This window comes from Bacillus cereus group sp. N8, from assembly GCF_016483685.1.
Taxonomy (GTDB): Bacteria; Bacillota; Bacilli; order Bacillales; family Bacillaceae_G; genus Bacillus_A; species Bacillus_A proteolyticus.
In genome coordinates this window covers 1-17,357 of record NZ_JAEHBK010000018.1, presented here as the reverse complement: position 1 = coordinate 17,357, position 17,357 = coordinate 1, and the positions used below count along the sequence as shown (strand labels likewise).

Genomic DNA, 17,357 nt, shown 5'->3' with positions numbered 1-17,357 from the left:
TATTAGGGGTAGAACCGCATTGCCATCAAGCTAAGAAAAGCAAATATCCAAAAACAAAATAATGAACTCAATTCTCATAGACAACTAACTGTGAAGAGATAAAATTTTTGTTTTGGGGGACATCAAAATATTAGCTTGATGGATATGTGGCGGAACCCCACATCCATCAACTTAAGGTATCCTTTTATACAAAATGTGGTTTTTTCACGTAGTCTTTTATTATCTTTTATAGATAGCATAAAAGTAGGCACATCAAATAAACCCTAACGGGTTTCAAATTTTTCGCTATGCTACCTGATGGGCAGAAGTGGTATACTCATACACAACACCTAAAATATCAAAGACTGTTTTTTTCTCATATCTGTGAGATTTTCGTCCGTTTCGCTGTAGGAGGTTAAACAGACGAAGGAGAATCTTTGATAATTCTTGGGTGTTTTTATGTAGTGCTTGATGAAAAAGTAAGAAATAATCTTTAATTATGTACATCGCTTTATATTCACTTAGTTCTTTCTGTTTCTTACGTAACAGGAGTTCTCTCATTTTAAACATAGTAGAAGAACATAATAGGATACTAATGAGTTGTCCATAAAGGTGGCATTCTAATCGCTCTTGTTTAATAGATTTACAACGATGAATTCGAAACCAAGATTTCCATATTTTAAATAACAGCTCAATTTGCCAACGCAGTGAATATAAATCATAGATTTTCTCTTTTGGTACCCATTCCGTAGGAATGTTTGTCATATATACCGTAATTCCTTGTAAAAGTTTCGTACGCTCTGTATATGTAATCCCTTTTTTCTTTTCACGAATAGCTCGATCATGTAGACGTTTCTGTTTTTGCTCCTCTGTACATCTATAAACCACAATGCGAGTGGGTAGTTTGTCTTTGCTCCCTACATATACATCATGTAATTCATATACTTGGCCAGGTTGTAATTGGTTCATGATGTCTTCCAAATGAATTTGTATATATACCGGTCTCAATTGAGCAGGTTTTGTTTTAAATACCACTGTTTCGAATTCTTTTCTATATATTTTAGTTGGCAATTTAAGACGTGATAAATAATAGCCTTCCTTATCTTGGATCGATTTAAAGTCTTGTAAACGAAAATACCCTAAGTCACGAATATATAGTTCATTCTTTTGTGTCATGTCCATTCGAGTCGCCCCATATGCCTGATCACTTCGTTTTCCTGGTTCAATTTTCACATCAGAAAACTCTCCACTCAACAAGTCATACTCTAATTGAATTTTTACACCAGCTGTATGACTACAGCCTCCGGCACCAGGATAAGTAGCTGCGAATCGATCTGGAACTTGAAAGGTTGTAGAATCAAGGATGCGAATCCGCTCAAAGTAAGCAGAAAGAGAATGAGAAATTGTAGATGATCCTCCAATTTTAGCTTGTAGAAGTGTAGTAAATACATTTCGAAAGAAGGCTACAGAAGCCGAGTTAAATCGTCGATTCAGTCCCTCAGGACTTAATAAAATTCCAGTAGAAGTTTCTAATTGACTACAAAGTTGAGTAAGAGAGGTTGTAGCGATTTGTTGATTTAACCATACACACAAAGATAAAAAATGGTGCCCATGGCACTTACGTTTTCGTTTCATTCCACCTGCTTCTATAGCTAATTGATTAAGTGTAGAGGGAGACATATATCGATATAACTCTTCGGCAAATAAAGACAGCTCTTGTTTTTGATGCATATTCATAAAAAGCACGTCACCCTTTCTCATTAACATAAGAGAATAGTAACGTGCTTTTAAGTTTAAGAATAGTCTAAATCCTTAAGTTGATGGATGTGTGGCGGAACCCCATACCCATCAACTTAAGAAAACAGATCCACCCCAAAACAAAGAAATAAGCTTTTTATTACAAGTTAACATAAAATTTCGTTCTGGGGGTACTATAAAATTTTAGCTTGATGGCAATGTGACGGTACCCCTGATTGATATAATTTATTTGTAGACACCTATCCGCTAAAAAGTTAAATGTACACTACCCATACTTGCAACTATGGATACTCTTATTACACATAAACAAAAAGAGAAGAACCTTGGTGAGTTCTTCTCTTTTTGTTTATTAAATTGTAATATAATTACAGTATGTGAAATTATACTAAGTTAACTTTTAATGCGAAGTGAAAACAATCGTCACTTCGCTTTTTGCATTTATTTAATCGGCTTCTCTGTTTTTAAAACAAATGAACTTAATGCAGGAACTTTAATTTTATTATCATGGACAACATAAAGTGTTTTACTTCCGGCTTGCTTACCATCTACTAGCACTTTCCATGGACCTTTCGATGGAAGTGTTATGTCAACGGCTTCCCTATTTGCATTGTGAGCCACCATAAAGTATTCGCTTTTATTCCCACTTCCATTTCCATCTATTGTATAAGCTACAACATTTTTTGGAACATCGATAAAAGCTACATACTTTTTAATTTGCTCTGCAGATGTCATTCGAAAAGCTGAGTACTTTTTGCGCAATTCTATTAAGCCCTTCATATACTCTACTTCATTATTAAATGCTGCACGGCGTAACCAATCCATCTGGTTAATTGAATCAGGAGATTTATAACTGTTATGATCACCATATTTCGTGCGCATAAACTCTTGTCCTGCATGTAAGAATGGAATACCTTGTGATGTTAATAAAATCGAAGAAGACAATTTGTGCATTTGTTTTCGCACTTCTTCACTGTCACCTGGATTAGTCAACTCAAGTTTATCCCATAATGTATGATTATCATGTGCTTCCACATAAGTTAGCACCTGCTCCGGATCTTGATAAGTAGACGAATTTGTATCGTAGTCAATGCCTGCCGTAATACCTTTTTTAATACGTTCTTCCATGTTTTCCTTTCCATTTACAAACCCATTTTCTTTCTCCTCAAATACACTACCTTTCAATCCATCACGTATATTATCGTTAAAATGGGCAATCCCTTTCATTTTCTCTGCATTTTTTTGATTGGCTTTCAACTCAGCTGCAAGAGGTGTATTTAAATCCCAACCTTCCCCATGCAGAATAATAGAAGGGTCAATTTGATTAACAGCTTTACGTATTTCATTCATCGTTTCATAATCATGAATGCCCATTAAATCAAAACGGAATCCATCTAAATTATATTCTTTTGCCCAGTATGTGACGGAATCAACCATAAACTTCCTCATCATTTTTCGTTCTGAAGCGGTATCATTTCCTACTCCCGTTCCATTTGCAAATGTTCCGTCTTCATTGTAACGATAATAATAACCTGGAACTAACTTATGAAAATTAGATTCAGCAGCATTATACATATGGTTATAGACTACATCCATAACAACACGAAGATTATTATCATGCAGTGTTTGAATCATTTGCTTTAATTCAGTGATTCGAACAGTCGGCTCATATGGATTTGTAGAATAGGATCCCTCTGGAACGTTGAAGTTTTTCGGGTCATATCCCCAGTTATACTGTGGTTCATTTAAATTCTCTTCATTTACTGAAGCATAATCAAATATCGGTAAAAGCTGAACGTGTGTAACACCAAGATCTTTTATATGATCAAGTCCTGTTTTCACACCTTCAGGCCCTTTTGTTCCTTTTTCTGTTACTCCTAAATATTTCCCTTTCTGCTTAATGCCACTTTCAGGTTGGATGGAAAGATCGCGTACATGCAATTCATAAATAATAGCATCTTCCGGATTTTTAAATTCCGGTTTTTTGTTTACTTTCCATTTTTTCGGATTTGTTTCGTTTAAATCAATGACTACACCTTTATCTCCATTTATAGAAGCAGCACGCACATATGGATCAACTGCTTCAGTCCACTTATCCCCAATTTTCACCTTATACGTATAAAAGAGACCTTTTTGGTTCCCTTTAAGTTCTGCTTTCCAAGTCCCCTTTTCACCTTGTTGCATGTTTATTTCAGTACCTATTTTATCGTTCCATTTTTTATATGTAACTAACTTCGCTTCACTCGCAGTAGGAGCCCATACACGGAATTTTGTATGTTGCGGGGTATATATATTACCTAAATCGTTACCACTATAATAAAATAATTTATCAAACTCTTCGCTACGAATGACTTTACCGATTTCAGTATTCGTATCAGCTAAGTTTTCTATTTTAACTTTGTATGTCTGTTTTAAATCAATTTTCTGTTCCGTAATTATTTTCACCTTATTAGTAATATCTCCACCATTTTTATCAAAAGGATTAATTTCCTTAATTTTAATGCCCTCAATTTCAATTTTCTGTTCCTTACTATTAAACGGAACATTAGTCGTTACAGTGATTTCATTAAAACTATCAATAGTAGCTTTTTGAATTGAGAGATCCGATGAAGGCTTAGAGTTATATACTTTTTCATCACCCGAAATTATCCACACTTCAGCACGACCGTCCTTTATATTTTCAATCCAACGATCGCTACCATCTTTTTCCCACTCATTCGTACGAATGATAAATCCTACACGATTATAGTCACCATCTATTTTAATCTTTGCGTACTTTCCAAATTCATCTTCACCAGTAAATTCATATGATTTACCATTTGCATTTTCTCCCCACATCCAAAGATTCCAGTCTTTTGCATTTCCAGGCTGCTCTTTGTAATGAATGATAATTTCAGTTGTTTTTGAATTTGAAACTGCCTTCACATTCTGAAAAGAGAAAACAGATGATAACATAACGATTATAGTAAGTAATAAAACTGATTTGTTAATTAATTTTTTTGTCATTTGCACCACATACACCCTTTCTTTAAATAGTACGAGCAATTTATTCGTCTAAATTACACTGCTTAAATTAATGTAGAAACCTCGTTTACTTCCCCCCCATATTGACTATTTTCACGTATGTATTTCAATGATCTTTTAATACGAAAACGTTTGCATTAATCCTTAAAAAAATAGATTTGTTTTTCCCTTCATATATTTGTAAATACTAAAAGATCAGGGAAATCATTTTAAAGCAATCGTTTGTTATCGCTTTCATTCTATAGCACTTTCTATTAAGAGGTCAATATATTATTAATTTTCTGTTTTTATATACTTTTAACCTTATATATTTTTCGCAACTTATTGAAGATAGACAGCCTAATTATCGCTTAGTAAGTTTATTTTCTTTTGACCAGTTCAGTAACTTCCAATCCGTCTAATAAATGCCACTTCGAATGATGGTAAATTTTTTATAACAACTTTCATTTACATTAGCCCCTTTATAAATTTACACTCAATTTATTTACCCTGCATTTACAAATATTTCTTCAAAAATAAAACAAATTCTCTAATTTTATAAATCTTAATTGTAATATGATTGTTTACTACTACCACTAAAGTTGTATATACTTTCATACTTTCATCTGATTTTATATTCTATTTAAATCGCTATATTAATAATAAGAATACACAAATATGAAGGAGGATTTTAATTGATTAAAGGACTATGCGAAGCACACTTACCAGTTAGTAATTTACAAAATTCTATTGATTTTTATCGAAAATTAGGACTGAAATTAGCATGGAGTGATGAAACGACCGCATTCTTTTGGATTGAGGAAGGGAAAAGTTGGCTTGGGTTATGGGCGGGCTCTGAATATGAAACTAAGTATCATCCTTCTTTACGACATATTGCATTTCGAGTATCATATGAAGATTTAAAAGAATCCTTAACATGGTTAGATTCACTTCACATTCAAGCTATTCCGTTTACAATGAATGAATCTATTGAACCATTTATTCGTCCACATCAAGGTAATGCATCTGTTTATTTTTATGACCCTGATGGTAATAGCTTAGAATTAATGTGTCATATCGTTGTGCCTGATGAATTAAAACATTTAACAAGTAAATTATCCTTTAATGATTGGGAGAAGCTAGTATTGACACAATTAAATAAGTGAATACTAGCTATAAATCATAATCGTCTATATTAATTTTTATAACATATATATTTAATTCAAATAATAATGAAGTGCAACTCAAGCGTTAGACCAAACTAGCGATTGAGCTGCATTTTTTTGTTATTTAATTATTATTTTGTAGGCTGTTTTTATCTATTGAAATGTTTTACAACTTGTTGCTTAATATCTTCTTTATAGTAAAATAGCTTGCCTCTTAAATCCCTCAGCCATAATGGATAATCTTCTGAATCCGGAATATCAACGGACCGAGTCAATCTGGCAAACATCATTAGACGATGCATTCGTAGAAACCACTGTATATCTTTTAAAATCGTGTTATCAATAGTTGTCTCTTCTTTATACCCTTGCAAAAACGCTTCAAAACATGGTCTATCTAGTTCAAGTTCTTTATTACAAATATCCCGTAAAGCATATGCAATATCGGCTACATACCAATAATGAGCGCAATCATCAAAATCAATAATTCCAAAGTTATCCCTATCAATACACAAATTATCTAATTCAAAATCATAGTGGATGACTCCAAAATTCTCTTCTGTAGTCGATAAAGTGTGAATCCAGTTTATAATTCTCTCAAACTCTTTTTGTAAAACAAGTTCGTCTTGAGGTATTGAACTTTCCATAAAAGATACATGTTCCTGCCATGTTACTCTATTTTTCACTAATTCTTTCGGCATAGTTTTAAAAGCTGCATGTAGAAGTCCTAATTGTTTACCCCATAAGTGAAATTGATCTTTTGTTAAGTCTGCTACTTCATAATGTTTTCCGCTACACGCTTTAAATACAACTGCATAAAAAATTCCTAACTCTGTATGAATTTCTTCAATATAACGCTGACTTTTCGATAAAACTGGCACATTTACTTCTAATGCACAACTTGATAAATATTGCAAAATATGAATTTCAGCCTGAATAGCTTCTTTACTTTTTTCTTCTTTTTCTATAAATCTAAGAAAAAAATGCTCACCATTGTTTTGGAAAACAAATACAAAATTTGAGCTAGCACGCATGTAATAAAGAGTACCTTCATCGTGTTCCCAGTTTGTTAAAATGTTTTCGGCAAAAGAACTACGCCATTCTTCATCAACAGTTGCAACCACTTTTAACATCGAACTTAATTTCATCATACAATCCACCTCATCACGTTTTTAAACAATGTGGAAATGCACTTTATGTATGATGTATATAATGTTGCTTATTACTTATTAATGTATACACCATCAATTACATGAGAAAGATCTAGATGTATTTCCACATGTTTCTCTTTTAGAGACTTCATCTGATCTATTCACCTCCTTTTATTTGTCAAGAAAATTATAACAATTATGAACGTGTTCTATCAATCCAACATTAAATATATGTAAAATATCACCCTAATCATTCATTTTTAATGCTTATGTATGTACATTTGTTAATTTATTAGTTATATTATGGGTATTGAATGATTACGAAAAGTTAATAAATCGCTTGTATAACACCTTATATTTTTATATCCGTGAAAACTACAAAATGTATAAAATTCCATTTGTCAAATGAATTTAATGCGGAAGGAGGTTTGTGGTTACTTCATCGGGATATAATAATCAGTTTTGAACTGATAAAAATATAGGAGGCGACATAATGTTTCGTACGATTTCAAATTTCATGAGAGTAGCTGAGATAAGAAATAAAATTCTTTTTACACTAGCGATGTTAATTGTTTTTCGAATTGGCACGTTTATTCCAGTTCCTCATACTAACGCAGAGGTATTAAAAGTACAAGATCAAGCCAACGTTTTAGGCATGCTGAACGTATTTGGTGGAGGAGCACTGCAACACTTCTCAATCTTTGCTGTAGGTATTACACCATATATTACAGCTTCTATCATTGTACAATTACTACAAATGGACGTTGTACCTAAATTTACAGAATGGGCAAAGCAAGGAGAAATGGGCCGCAAAAAATCAGCTCAATTTACTCGATACTTTACAATCATTCTCGCATTCATACAAGCTATTGGGATGTCTTATGGCTTTAATAATATAGCAGGCGGACAATTAATAACGGATCCAAGCTGGACTACATACTTATTTATTGCGACAGTATTAACTGCTGGTACTGCATTTTTACTTTGGTTAGGTGAACAAATTACTGCTAACGGCGTTGGTAATGGAATCTCAATGATTATCTTCGCAGGACTTGTTGCGGCGATTCCAAATGTCGCTAATCAAATTTATTTACAACAATTCCAAAACGCAGGCGATCAGTTATTTATGCACATTATAAAAATGGTCTTAATTGGACTTGTTATTTTAGCGATTGTTGTTGGTGTTATTTACATCCAACAAGCAGTTCGAAAAATACCGATTCAATATGCAAAAGCTGTTTCAGGGAACAATCAATATCAAGGAGCAAAAAATACTCATTTACCTCTTAAAGTAAATAGTGCAGGTGTAATTCCTGTTATCTTTGCTTCTGCCTTCTTAATGACACCGCGTACAATTGCGCAGCTCTTCCCTGATTCAAGCGTATCTAAATGGATAATTGCCAATCTTGATTTTGCACATCCATTTGGAATGACACTTTATGTTGGTCTTATCGTTGCTTTCACATATTTCTATGCATTCGTTCAAGTAAATCCTGAACAAATGGCTGATAACTTAAAAAAGCAAAACGGATACGTTCCTGGTATTCGCCCAGGTAAATCCACTGAACAATATGTAACAAAAATTTTATATCGCTTAACATTTATCGGTGCCATTTTCCTAGGCGCAATTTCAATATTACCGCTCGTATTCACCAAAATCGCTACATTACCACCTTCTGCTCAAATCGGTGGTACAAGCTTACTAATCATTGTAGGTGTAGCATTAGAAACAATGAAGACGCTTGAAAGTCAACTTGTGAAGCGTCATTATAAAGGCTTTATAAAGAAAGTGAACTAATAAAAAAACACTAGATCTTAAAGATCTAGTGTTTTTTTATTCTATCTGTATCTTTACTACTAAAAAGCAGTTCCTTATTCTCACCTTCAATACATCTCTTAGCTGTTATAAAGAATCTCATCATGAGTTTATCAATAGTTAGATAATCTGGTACAAAATCTTTTAATGTAATTAATTTGTGACTAACAACTCTATTACCATCTTTTATCCCAAAGATTTTCACTTCTAAGTATTCTATTAAACATTGATACTTATCACTTTTTATATTGAATAAGAAGCTAGATAACATTATAGAGAGGGCTTGCGCGTTGAATTATTATATATTTTAAAATGCCTACGATTCCGTATCATGTTTTTCTTTCAGAATAAAAAAACAGAGAGCTATTCATTTAGCTCTCTGTTTTAAAATGCTCCGATAATTTTTATTTATATCTCTTTCTTCAATAACTTCCCTTGCTTAAAATAATTTCCAAGTGTAGTACGATTTGCTAAAAATACACCAATCAAGATTAAACAAGCACCAATTCCCATTGTAGGATTTAATGGTTCTCCTAATACAAAATAACCTACAATAACAGCGATTAACGGAGATACATATAACCACGTTGATGGAAATACAGGATTTGTTTTTGATAAAAGCCAGTAATATAAACCGTGTCCACCGATAGACCCTACAAATATGAGGTATAAAATTGGCCATTGTACATTCCAAGATGTTAAGATCGTTAGATTAGGCTGTTCCATTACGATAGATACAATTAACAACAAAACTCCTCCATAAAACATTTGAATGCCGTTAATGAGAAATGGAGATACGTTAGGTAAATCTGAAAGTATCTCTTTAGAACGAATAGAACCTATTCCATAAAACAACTCTCCTACTAATATAACAAGGCAAGCGATACTCCATATTAATGTAAGTTCTTGATGCATTCCAGGTAAAGAAATGCAAAAAACACCAAGAAGTGCTATAACTAAAGCGACAAGTTGTTCTTTTTGCAATTTTGTTTTATTTCTCTTTGATTGCAATAGCAAGATCATCATTGGACCCGTAGCAGATAGAACTGCAGCTAATCCAGAAGAAATATATTGTTCAGCCCAGTAAAGGGTCGCGAATGTCATAAATGTTAAACAAAAACCAGCATATATAATACGTTTCGATATTAAGTAAAGCATAATATCCTTTCGCTTTAATTTAAAAATAATAATGAGAATAAGACCTGCCAAAAAGAAACGAATTCCAGCTGAAAATAATGGTGGTGCGCCCGCTTCTATTCCAATTTTTATCGTTAAAAATGTCGTTCCAAAAATAATACATACTAAAATATAATTTAAAATGACCATTTTGCTTCCTCCTTTTTACTCTTGAAACGAGTATAGAAGAAATGGTGTATAACAGTGTATCAACGCATATAACAGTTGAATAAAAATATAGTTGATTGCCAGAATATTTTTCGCTTTAATTAAATTAAAAAGAAAAACAGGTGATTCTATGAAGATAGTACTGCGTAAAGAATCCAACATACCATATTACCAACAAATATATATGCAAATCGTTGAGAGAATTCAAAGCGGGATGCTTTCACATGGCGATTACCTCCCTTCCTTACGTTCTATGGCTAATGATTTACAAATTAGTTTATTAACTGTTCGTAAAGCTTATAAGCAGTTAGAAACGAAAGAATATATACGCATTGAGCAAGGAAAAGGTGCCTATATACATAAACGTGTGAATAAAGATTTCAAACCAATTCCGTATCAATGGCAACAAACGAAATCCATTAATGTTATGCGTTCTCAATATGTAATGAACCAACACCGTAAATATTTCGATTTTTCACAGGCGGTCCTTTATCCACGTTTATTACCAAATCCGTTTCTTTCAGATGAAATGCATAAATTACTTAATAAAGATCAAATGATACTAGCAACTTACGGACCTGTTCAAGGTGATAAAGAACTTAGAGTGGAAATAACAAACTACTTAAAAGAATACCAACAATTAGTTACTGATCCATCTCAATTATTGATTACAAGTGGTGCCCAGCAAGGAATCGATTTAATCGCCCAAACATTATTAAAGCCGGGAGACATAGTGTTAGTAGAAAGTCCGTGTTATGGAGCGGCGCTTGATGTATTTGTTAATAAAGGAGTTCAAATCATCCCTGTTAGTCTTGATAACCACGGCATTCGCTCAGATTTAATCGATGATATTTGTCAAAGAAAGAATCCTGTTTTGTTATATGTGAATCCTACTTTTCAGAATCCAACCGGCACAGTAATGAGCAAAGAAAGAAGAATGGAACTTGTAGAACTATCAGAGCTTTATCAATTTTTCATTTTAGAGGATGATTCTTTCGGAGAGATATATTTTGAGGATTTTAAAATTCCCCCTCCAATAAAAAGCTTTGATACAAATGGTCATGTTATATATTTAAAAGGATTTAGTAAAACGTTAGCACCAGGTCTTCGCATCGCGGCGCTTGCAGCTGAGGGTCCTATTTTTGAATGGTTATATGCCGTGAAAGCTTCGATGGATATAGGTAGTCCCTTATTGACACAAAAAGCACTACTTCCTTTTTTACGAGCGGAACGAATGAAAAATCATTTAGAAAAATTACGTACTGCTTTACAAATTAGACGCGATTTAACAATTGATATATTATCTCTATTAAAAGAATTAGAATTTGAAATACCTAATGGAGGATTTAACTTATGGGTTACACTCCCTCAATCAATCGATCCTTTTACATTATTACAAAAAGCGAATAAAGTAGATGTTTCTTTTTTACCCGGCACAGCTTGTCTGTTAAGCCATGAAACTCAATATAATCATTTACGAATTAGTTATTCAATGTTAAATGAAAAAGATATGTTGATTGGATTAGAAAGATTACATGATACAATTGCCAAGTTTAAATCAATGATTTAAACTCCAAAACAACAACTAACCTCTTATTCACACAATAAAAAACCAACACTTTAAAATTTTATTAAAAGTCAAGATATAAGCTGAACCCATTATTAATAGTGCATTCTTATCTAATGTCATACATTATATGTATAAAAATTAAAAGGATAGAAGAGCTTGAATAAATTCACCCTATCTATCCTCTTTTTAACCACTAATGACTAATCATAGCGGACTTCGCTGTCAACAGAACCCGTATTTCTCTATTACTATGCTCAAACTTCTTTTTATTACTACTTGTTCAATGAGAGGTGTTTTCTTCCTGTATAAAATTTATTTTATAGGGAATTCATTATACATATTAAAACAACAACATGATATAGACAAAGCCAAAGAATAAACATAATGGACTATAGATCCAAGTGTCGTATCTAGCAAACTGAGAATGTTTGATTTTTTTGAAAAATCCAACAAATTTAAAATCACCAATTGCCCTAATAATGAAAACTAAAGCACAGACAATACTTCCGATTTTAGATAAACTATTTGCTTGGAACCCTTGCAAATAACCTACTTGAACAACAATAATGACACTAGCTAGTAGAATAAGAATGGCTATAAATAATGTTCCCCATATTCTCGGAGTAAAAGCGGGCTTATGTTCTCCTTCTTTTACTGGGATAACAGCGGCAGAACCCCATCGACCTCCAAAAGCCCAATAAATATGCAAAAAACTGATAAAACACAGAAGCACTACAGCTACTAATGTTAATAGTAATTTCATTTATTCGCCCCCAATGTCGTAACTTCAAAAATAACATACACTACCGTATGTTACAGTGAAAATTTTGTCCCTTCAGGTTTTATAACCATATTAGGGACATTTATTATCGAATAATCAATTATGCCTCAGCATAATTGCGTCCGGAAGCTTTACTTCTTTCAGTCGATGTTTGGACACCCGCTGAAAGAAGTTAAAAGCTCAACCATTTTATCAATATCAAAATTAGGATTTGCTTCAAACCTTGTCATCCATCCTACATACGTTAAATAGGCAAGTCTCGCTCGATCAATTGATTCAGTTTCGTCTATGCCCATTTTTTGATACAATTTTGCAACACAAGAAATTCTTTGTTCTTCTATATCTACTAAACGTGTTGCCACAACAGGATCATATTTAGCCCAAGCATAAATACCATTCTCAATTTTTTTATCTCGATTAAAACTAATCTGTAATAGCTGTTCTAAAGAGGCATCCTGTTGCTCCATACTTTGAACAATCAGCTTTGTTGCATGTACTTCCCAAAAGTCAAGCATAGAATTTAAAAGCTCTTGATGGTCACGAAAATAATGATAGAAGCTTCCTTTGCTTATTTTTAATAATCGAGCAAGTACTTCAATGCGAACTTTATGTATTCCTTCATTAGCTAATTGTTGTAATCCTACTTTTATCCAGTCTTCCCTCGTTAATTGCATATCATCTCTCCAATAAAATACGGTAGCGTATGTTTTACGTTAGGTTACTATTATTCTCATTTTTTGTCAATTATTCATTCTGTTTATTTTTTGAAACTTTAATGTTAATCGCAATATTGATCGTTATCACCCTTGGTAAAATACAAGCACATACTAAATCAAATAGATTTTCTGTTATGTCCAGTAAAATATCTTCCTTTGTAAATTTTAAGAAAATCCGGATGGCCCACAGCCTAAAACCCCTGAAAAAGCAGTTAGACCACTAAATTTTTCTGTATATTATTTTAAGTCCTATTAGTTTCACATGTATAAGGGATATATCAATGATTTTCTTGGTCAAGTATACAAACAATATAACATTCACGTAATAGAATATATTATATTAAACGAAAGGAGATAGCGATATTTGGAATTAAAAAAATTTATTGATCCCCTTCCGATTCCCTCTGCAATAAAACCTATAGGAACATATAAAGGTAAGCCGTTTTATGATGTACGTATGATTGAAACGCTACACAAGTTTCACAGTGATTTACCAAAGACGAAAGTATGGGGTTATAATGGAATGGTACCTGGTCCAACGTTTGAGGTAAAAAAAGATCATCCTGTATATGTGAGATGGTCAAACGATTTACCTAAAAAACACTTCTTACCTGTTGATACAACCGTTCACGGGGCGCATGATAACCCAGAAGTACGAACTGTTGTACATTTACATGGAAGCCCAAGTGAACCAGATAGCGATGGTCATCCTGAAGCATGGTTTACGAAAAACTTTCAACAAACAGGACCTAGTTTCGTAAAAGAGATTTATCATTATACGAATCGAGAACGAGCAACTGCCCTTTGGTATCATGATCATGCACTTGGGATTACTCGTTTAAATGTATATGCGGGTCTTGCAGGACTTTACTTGATTCGTGATAAAGAAGAAAAATCACTACCCCTACCGAAAGGGAAATACGAGATACCACTTATCGTTCAAGATAAATCTTTTAATCCGGACGGTTCCCTATTTTATCCTGCTCAACCTGAAGATCCATCACCAGGTTTACCATACCCTTCTATTGTTTCTCTATTTTTAGGAAATACAATTGCAGTCAACGGGAAAGTATGGCCATTTTTAAAAGTAGAGCCCCGCAAATATAGATTTCGTTTATTAAACGCTTCTAATACTCGCACATACAAGTTCCAATTAAGTGACCTTAGCTCATTCTTTTTAATAGGAACTGATGGAGGCCTTCTTAAACGGCCGATTAAAGTACAAAGTTTAGATGTTTCACCAGCAGAGCGTATAGACATTATTATTGATTTTTCAAGGTTTGAAAGAAAAAAAGTAGTTTTACAAAATGGAATTGATTTAGATAATCCAACTGGTGAGATAATGGAGTTCCAAGTAACAAAACCATTATCCTGCCCAGATAAAAGTAAAATCCCGTGCATATTAAGTAACATTGACTTTATTCCATTAGAAAAAGTAAACGTAAAAAAAGTAAGACGATTAACATTAAATGACTCAGAGGATGAATTTGGGCGTCTCATGCTTTTACTAGATAATAAAGAATGGGCCGATCCCGTGACAGAAACACCTTTACTTAATTCTGTTGAAATATGGGAGTTAGTAAATTTGACCGTTGGGATTCATCCTATTCATATACATCTAGTAAATTTTCGAGTTCTTGATCGTCATGATTTGAATGGAAACTTGTTAGAGCCTCTCCCAGCTGATTTTGGTTTAAAAGATACCGTGCTAGTAGCAGGTGAACAAACCGTTCGAATCATAATGAAGTTTGAACCCTATTCTGGAGATTATGTATGGCATTGTCATCGTTTAGAGCATGAAGACCATGATATGATGAGACCGTTAAAAATAATACCTTCCAATCTTAATAGACACAAATTAAATTACTAGATACAGTAGATAGCACGAAAGTCCCTTCAGAATTACTGAAGGGACTTTTACATATTTGCGAAAAATACCTTTATGTACAGAAAGCGTTTTTCAGTCTACAACTATTTTTTAAGATTGTATTGCTCTAATAGCTTTTCTAACATTTCCAACGTAATCGGTTGGGCCGTGGTAGTTAGTTGGTATCCAATACGTCCGTTCGTTTCTACAGTTGCTTGTTGTAAATTCTTGATTTCATGTATACCTTTTTCTCTCAGATGCATAAATAATTGTTGTTCTGACATTTTTGCACGTAATAAATTCTTTTTTAAAATCTCTCCGTTTTCTACAACAATAATGCTAGTTCCATTTAGAAACTTTTCTATTTTTCGTGATTTCAATTCAAAAAAATGAATGATAAGTAAAACACTCGCAAAAATAAACGCAGCAAAAATAGATGGGACTACTTTCCTACTTAATACAGGTTCTACAATAATACGACCTATCGAAACAACAATAATAATTTCAGCACGAGTCATTTGGCTAACAGATTTACTCCCCGTCAATTTTAAAAAAATAATTCCAGTGAGGATTAAAATTATGCTTTCAAAAAGTATATTCATTACAATCCAATCCTTTAATTGTGAATGTTACTAGTATTCCCATTAAAGGACTTTTATAATATTTTAAACCCTTCAGACCATGAAGGATGTAAAGGTATCCATCCATACTCTATACGTACTTTATTATTTGAAGCACCCCTCTCCCAGCTATTCTTCCCCGTTTGAATCTTAGGATTAGGTGCCCCTCTTTTATTAACATTGGCAATAAAGTACGTCCTATTACACCCGTTGCACCTGCTACAAAAATTTTCATATGTGTTCCTCCTCATTTTGAATATCATAATTAAGACGAAACATATGTAAGCTATGTGACAAATATTTGGTTAGTTTTTTCATTATTCATATGAAACGTATACTTTTAAAGGATTAATTATCCCTTGCCCCAATTCCTCAAAACATTGTATGAGTGCAGTATAATGTATTTCATGTTGAAAAACTTCTTCTATACATGGTGTTTGTTCTATTTTGCTAAAAAACCAATCTGCATGTTTTTGATAATCATATCCGTCACTTGACCCAATGATTTGCAATTCTTTCCGATAAAAGTCGGCGGTTAATGTTAGTTCTTCAATATTACCATCAGAAATTATACATATTTCTCCATTACTATTAAGAGCTTTTTGCAATGTACGAAATCCACTATTTGTAGCTGAACATTCGAAACCGTAACTATATGTTTCTATTATTTTCTCTTCTGAATCATATATGTTTTTTGCACCAAATTTCTTTGCAAAGTCTCTTCTATTTCTATTAGGTTCAACAACATCCACATGATCCACACCTGCATAGTATTTTAAGAAATAACAAGCGAGTAAACCCATAACTCCCAATCCAGTTATAAGTACTTTTTTATTATTACTTGGATTTAGTTTTAATACTCCTTTAGCGGCATCACATGAAAGAATGGATAATAAGGCAATTTTAGGTTTTATATAACTGGGTACTCGAATAACTTTATGTCCCTTAACTATTCCTATCGTTTGATGACCATAAAAAGAAACTACTTTATCACCTACTTTTAAATGTGTTACTTTATTTCCAACTTGAATGACTTCACCATAACTTTCATATCCGGTTTCTCTCGGATATAAAGGATTAACATCTGAAATGTCCGATTCTTTATACTGCGGTAACTCTGCTCCAATACTAATTGCACCTGCGATTGTTTTAACGATAATTTCATCATCCTGTATAGACTTAATTTCACAAGTTTGCCAATTTAATTGTTTAGATCCTTCTAAAACTAACTTATATTGTTCCATTACTACCCTCCCACTTTACAAAAATATATTCTCACTAAACTTCAAACAATGTATAATAGATTCATCTGAAATTAAAGCTATAACGTTAGCTAGCACTCAACAGTGATCACATGATAATTGAATTTGATGGATATGAAATTAATGAGTATGTTATTGGAAGTAACTGTTCTATTGCTGATTTAAAGAAAAAGTATAAAAATATAAAACGCGATGATTTATCTTATAACGAAATTGTTGCCTTATTTTGCGTTAGAAATAACTATCAACTCATTTCAAAAGTTTATTTAAAAGATATTTTAAGTGATATTGTAATTGCTGTCTCTTATACACATCTGACGCTGCCGACGA

12 protein-coding genes and 1 pseudogene are annotated in these 17,357 nt (G+C 32.9%); 4 read left to right on the top strand and 9 right to left on the bottom strand.

The annotated features are described in order from the left end of the window. Nucleotides 1–285 precede the first annotated feature (285 nt). Nucleotides 286–1,716, bottom strand: coding sequence for an IS4-like element ISBce2 family transposase (locus tag JDS80_RS21610; protein ID WP_098216578.1), 1,431 nt, complete (start codon nucleotides 1,714–1,716; stop codon nucleotides 286–288). A 459-nt stretch (nucleotides 1,717–2,175) separates the two neighbouring features. Next, entirely contained in the window at nucleotides 2,176–4,746 is a 2,571-nt protein-coding gene (pulA, locus tag JDS80_RS21605) for a type I pullulanase (RefSeq protein ID WP_199639932.1), read from the bottom strand. A 686-nt stretch (nucleotides 4,747–5,432) separates the two neighbouring features. On the opposite strand from pulA, the gene JDS80_RS21600 reads away from it, so the two are divergent. Next, nucleotides 5,433–5,903, top strand: coding sequence for a VOC family protein (locus JDS80_RS21600; protein ID WP_071772580.1), 471 nt, complete (start codon nucleotides 5,433–5,435; stop codon nucleotides 5,901–5,903). A 149-nt stretch (nucleotides 5,904–6,052) separates the two neighbouring features. Here the strand turns inward: JDS80_RS21600 and JDS80_RS21595 are convergent, their stop codons facing one another. Continuing rightward, a complete protein-coding gene (locus JDS80_RS21595; RefSeq protein ID WP_084667459.1) occupies nucleotides 6,053–7,051 on the bottom strand; it encodes a phosphotransferase enzyme family protein in 999 nt (332 codons plus the stop codon). A gap of 493 nt (nucleotides 7,052–7,544) precedes the next feature. On the opposite strand from JDS80_RS21595, the gene secY reads away from it, so the two are divergent. Further along, on the top strand, nucleotides 7,545–8,849 hold the full coding sequence (secY, locus tag JDS80_RS21590; RefSeq protein ID WP_071746004.1) for a preprotein translocase subunit SecY: 1,305 nt from the start codon (nucleotides 7,545–7,547) through the stop codon (nucleotides 8,847–8,849). 426 nt (nucleotides 8,850–9,275) lie between these two features. Here secY and JDS80_RS21585 read toward each other — a convergent pair whose 3' ends face one another. Beyond that, nucleotides 9,276–10,193: a DMT family transporter gene (locus JDS80_RS21585; RefSeq protein WP_199639931.1), complete on the bottom strand. Its 918-nt coding sequence runs from the start codon at nucleotides 10,191–10,193 to the stop codon at nucleotides 9,276–9,278. Nucleotides 10,194–10,341: 148 nt separating this feature from the next. Between JDS80_RS21585 and pdxR the strand changes: the two genes are divergently transcribed. Beyond that, nucleotides 10,342–11,781 carry a MocR-like pyridoxine biosynthesis transcription factor PdxR gene (gene pdxR / locus JDS80_RS21580; RefSeq protein WP_071746002.1) on the top strand — a complete coding sequence of 480 codons (1,440 nt, stop codon included), beginning with the start codon at nucleotides 10,342–10,344 and terminating at the stop codon, nucleotides 11,779–11,781. 340 nt (nucleotides 11,782–12,121) lie between these two features. Here pdxR and JDS80_RS21575 read toward each other — a convergent pair whose 3' ends face one another. Beyond that, the gene (locus JDS80_RS21575) at nucleotides 12,122–12,544 is read right to left on the bottom strand and encodes a DUF3995 domain-containing protein (RefSeq protein ID WP_199639930.1); all 423 of its coding nucleotides are present in this window, start codon (nucleotides 12,542–12,544) and stop codon (nucleotides 12,122–12,124) included. Between the two features lie 158 nt (nucleotides 12,545–12,702). Beyond that, nucleotides 12,703–13,236: a TetR/AcrR family transcriptional regulator gene (locus JDS80_RS21570; protein WP_071746001.1), complete on the bottom strand. Its 534-nt coding sequence runs from the start codon at nucleotides 13,234–13,236 to the stop codon at nucleotides 12,703–12,705. A gap of 406 nt (nucleotides 13,237–13,642) precedes the next feature. Here JDS80_RS21570 and JDS80_RS21565 point away from each other — a divergent pair, with 406 nt between their 5' ends. Further along, nucleotides 13,643–15,148: a multicopper oxidase family protein gene (locus JDS80_RS21565; RefSeq protein WP_071746000.1), complete on the top strand. Its 1,506-nt coding sequence runs from the start codon at nucleotides 13,643–13,645 to the stop codon at nucleotides 15,146–15,148. 101 nt (nucleotides 15,149–15,249) lie between these two features. Here the strand turns inward: JDS80_RS21565 and JDS80_RS21560 are convergent, their stop codons facing one another. The 3 genes and pseudogenes from JDS80_RS21560 to JDS80_RS21550 form a co-directional block, all read right to left on the bottom strand. Continuing rightward, a complete protein-coding gene (locus JDS80_RS21560; RefSeq protein ID WP_071745999.1) occupies nucleotides 15,250–15,747 on the bottom strand; it encodes a DUF421 domain-containing protein in 498 nt (165 codons plus the stop codon). A 53-nt stretch (nucleotides 15,748–15,800) separates the two neighbouring features. Beyond that, nucleotides 15,801–15,932, bottom strand: a pseudogene (locus JDS80_RS21555) (NAD-dependent epimerase/dehydratase family protein); the annotation flags it as partial. 150 nt (nucleotides 15,933–16,082) lie between these two features. After that, a complete protein-coding gene (locus tag JDS80_RS21550; protein ID WP_199639929.1) occupies nucleotides 16,083–17,009 on the bottom strand; it encodes a zinc-binding dehydrogenase in 927 nt (308 codons plus the stop codon). Nucleotides 17,010–17,357 lie beyond the last annotated feature (348 nt).

Bases quoted from the DNA above. Each gene is read 5' to 3' on its own strand.
- JDS80_RS21610 (WP_098216578.1), bottom strand. From the start codon at position 1,716: ATGAATATGCATCAAAAACAAGAGCTGTCTTTATTTGCCGAAGAGTTA.
- JDS80_RS21595 (WP_084667459.1), bottom strand. From the start codon at position 7,051: ATGATGAAATTAAGTTCGATGTTAAAAGTGGTTGCAACTGTTGATGAA.
- secY (WP_071746004.1), top strand. From the start codon at position 7,545: ATGTTTCGTACGATTTCAAATTTCATGAGAGTAGCTGAGATAAGAAAT.
- JDS80_RS21585 (WP_199639931.1), bottom strand. From the start codon at position 10,193: ATGGTCATTTTAAATTATATTTTAGTATGTATTATTTTTGGAACGACA.
- pdxR (WP_071746002.1), top strand. From the start codon at position 10,342: ATGAAGATAGTACTGCGTAAAGAATCCAACATACCATATTACCAACAA.
- JDS80_RS21575 (WP_199639930.1), bottom strand. From the start codon at position 12,544: ATGAAATTACTATTAACATTAGTAGCTGTAGTGCTTCTGTGTTTTATC.
- JDS80_RS21570 (WP_071746001.1), bottom strand. From the start codon at position 13,236: ATGCAATTAACGAGGGAAGACTGGATAAAAGTAGGATTACAACAATTA.
- JDS80_RS21560 (WP_071745999.1), bottom strand. From the start codon at position 15,747: ATGAATATACTTTTTGAAAGCATAATTTTAATCCTCACTGGAATTATT.
- JDS80_RS21550 (WP_199639929.1), bottom strand. From the start codon at position 17,009: ATGGAACAATATAAGTTAGTTTTAGAAGGATCTAAACAATTAAATTGG.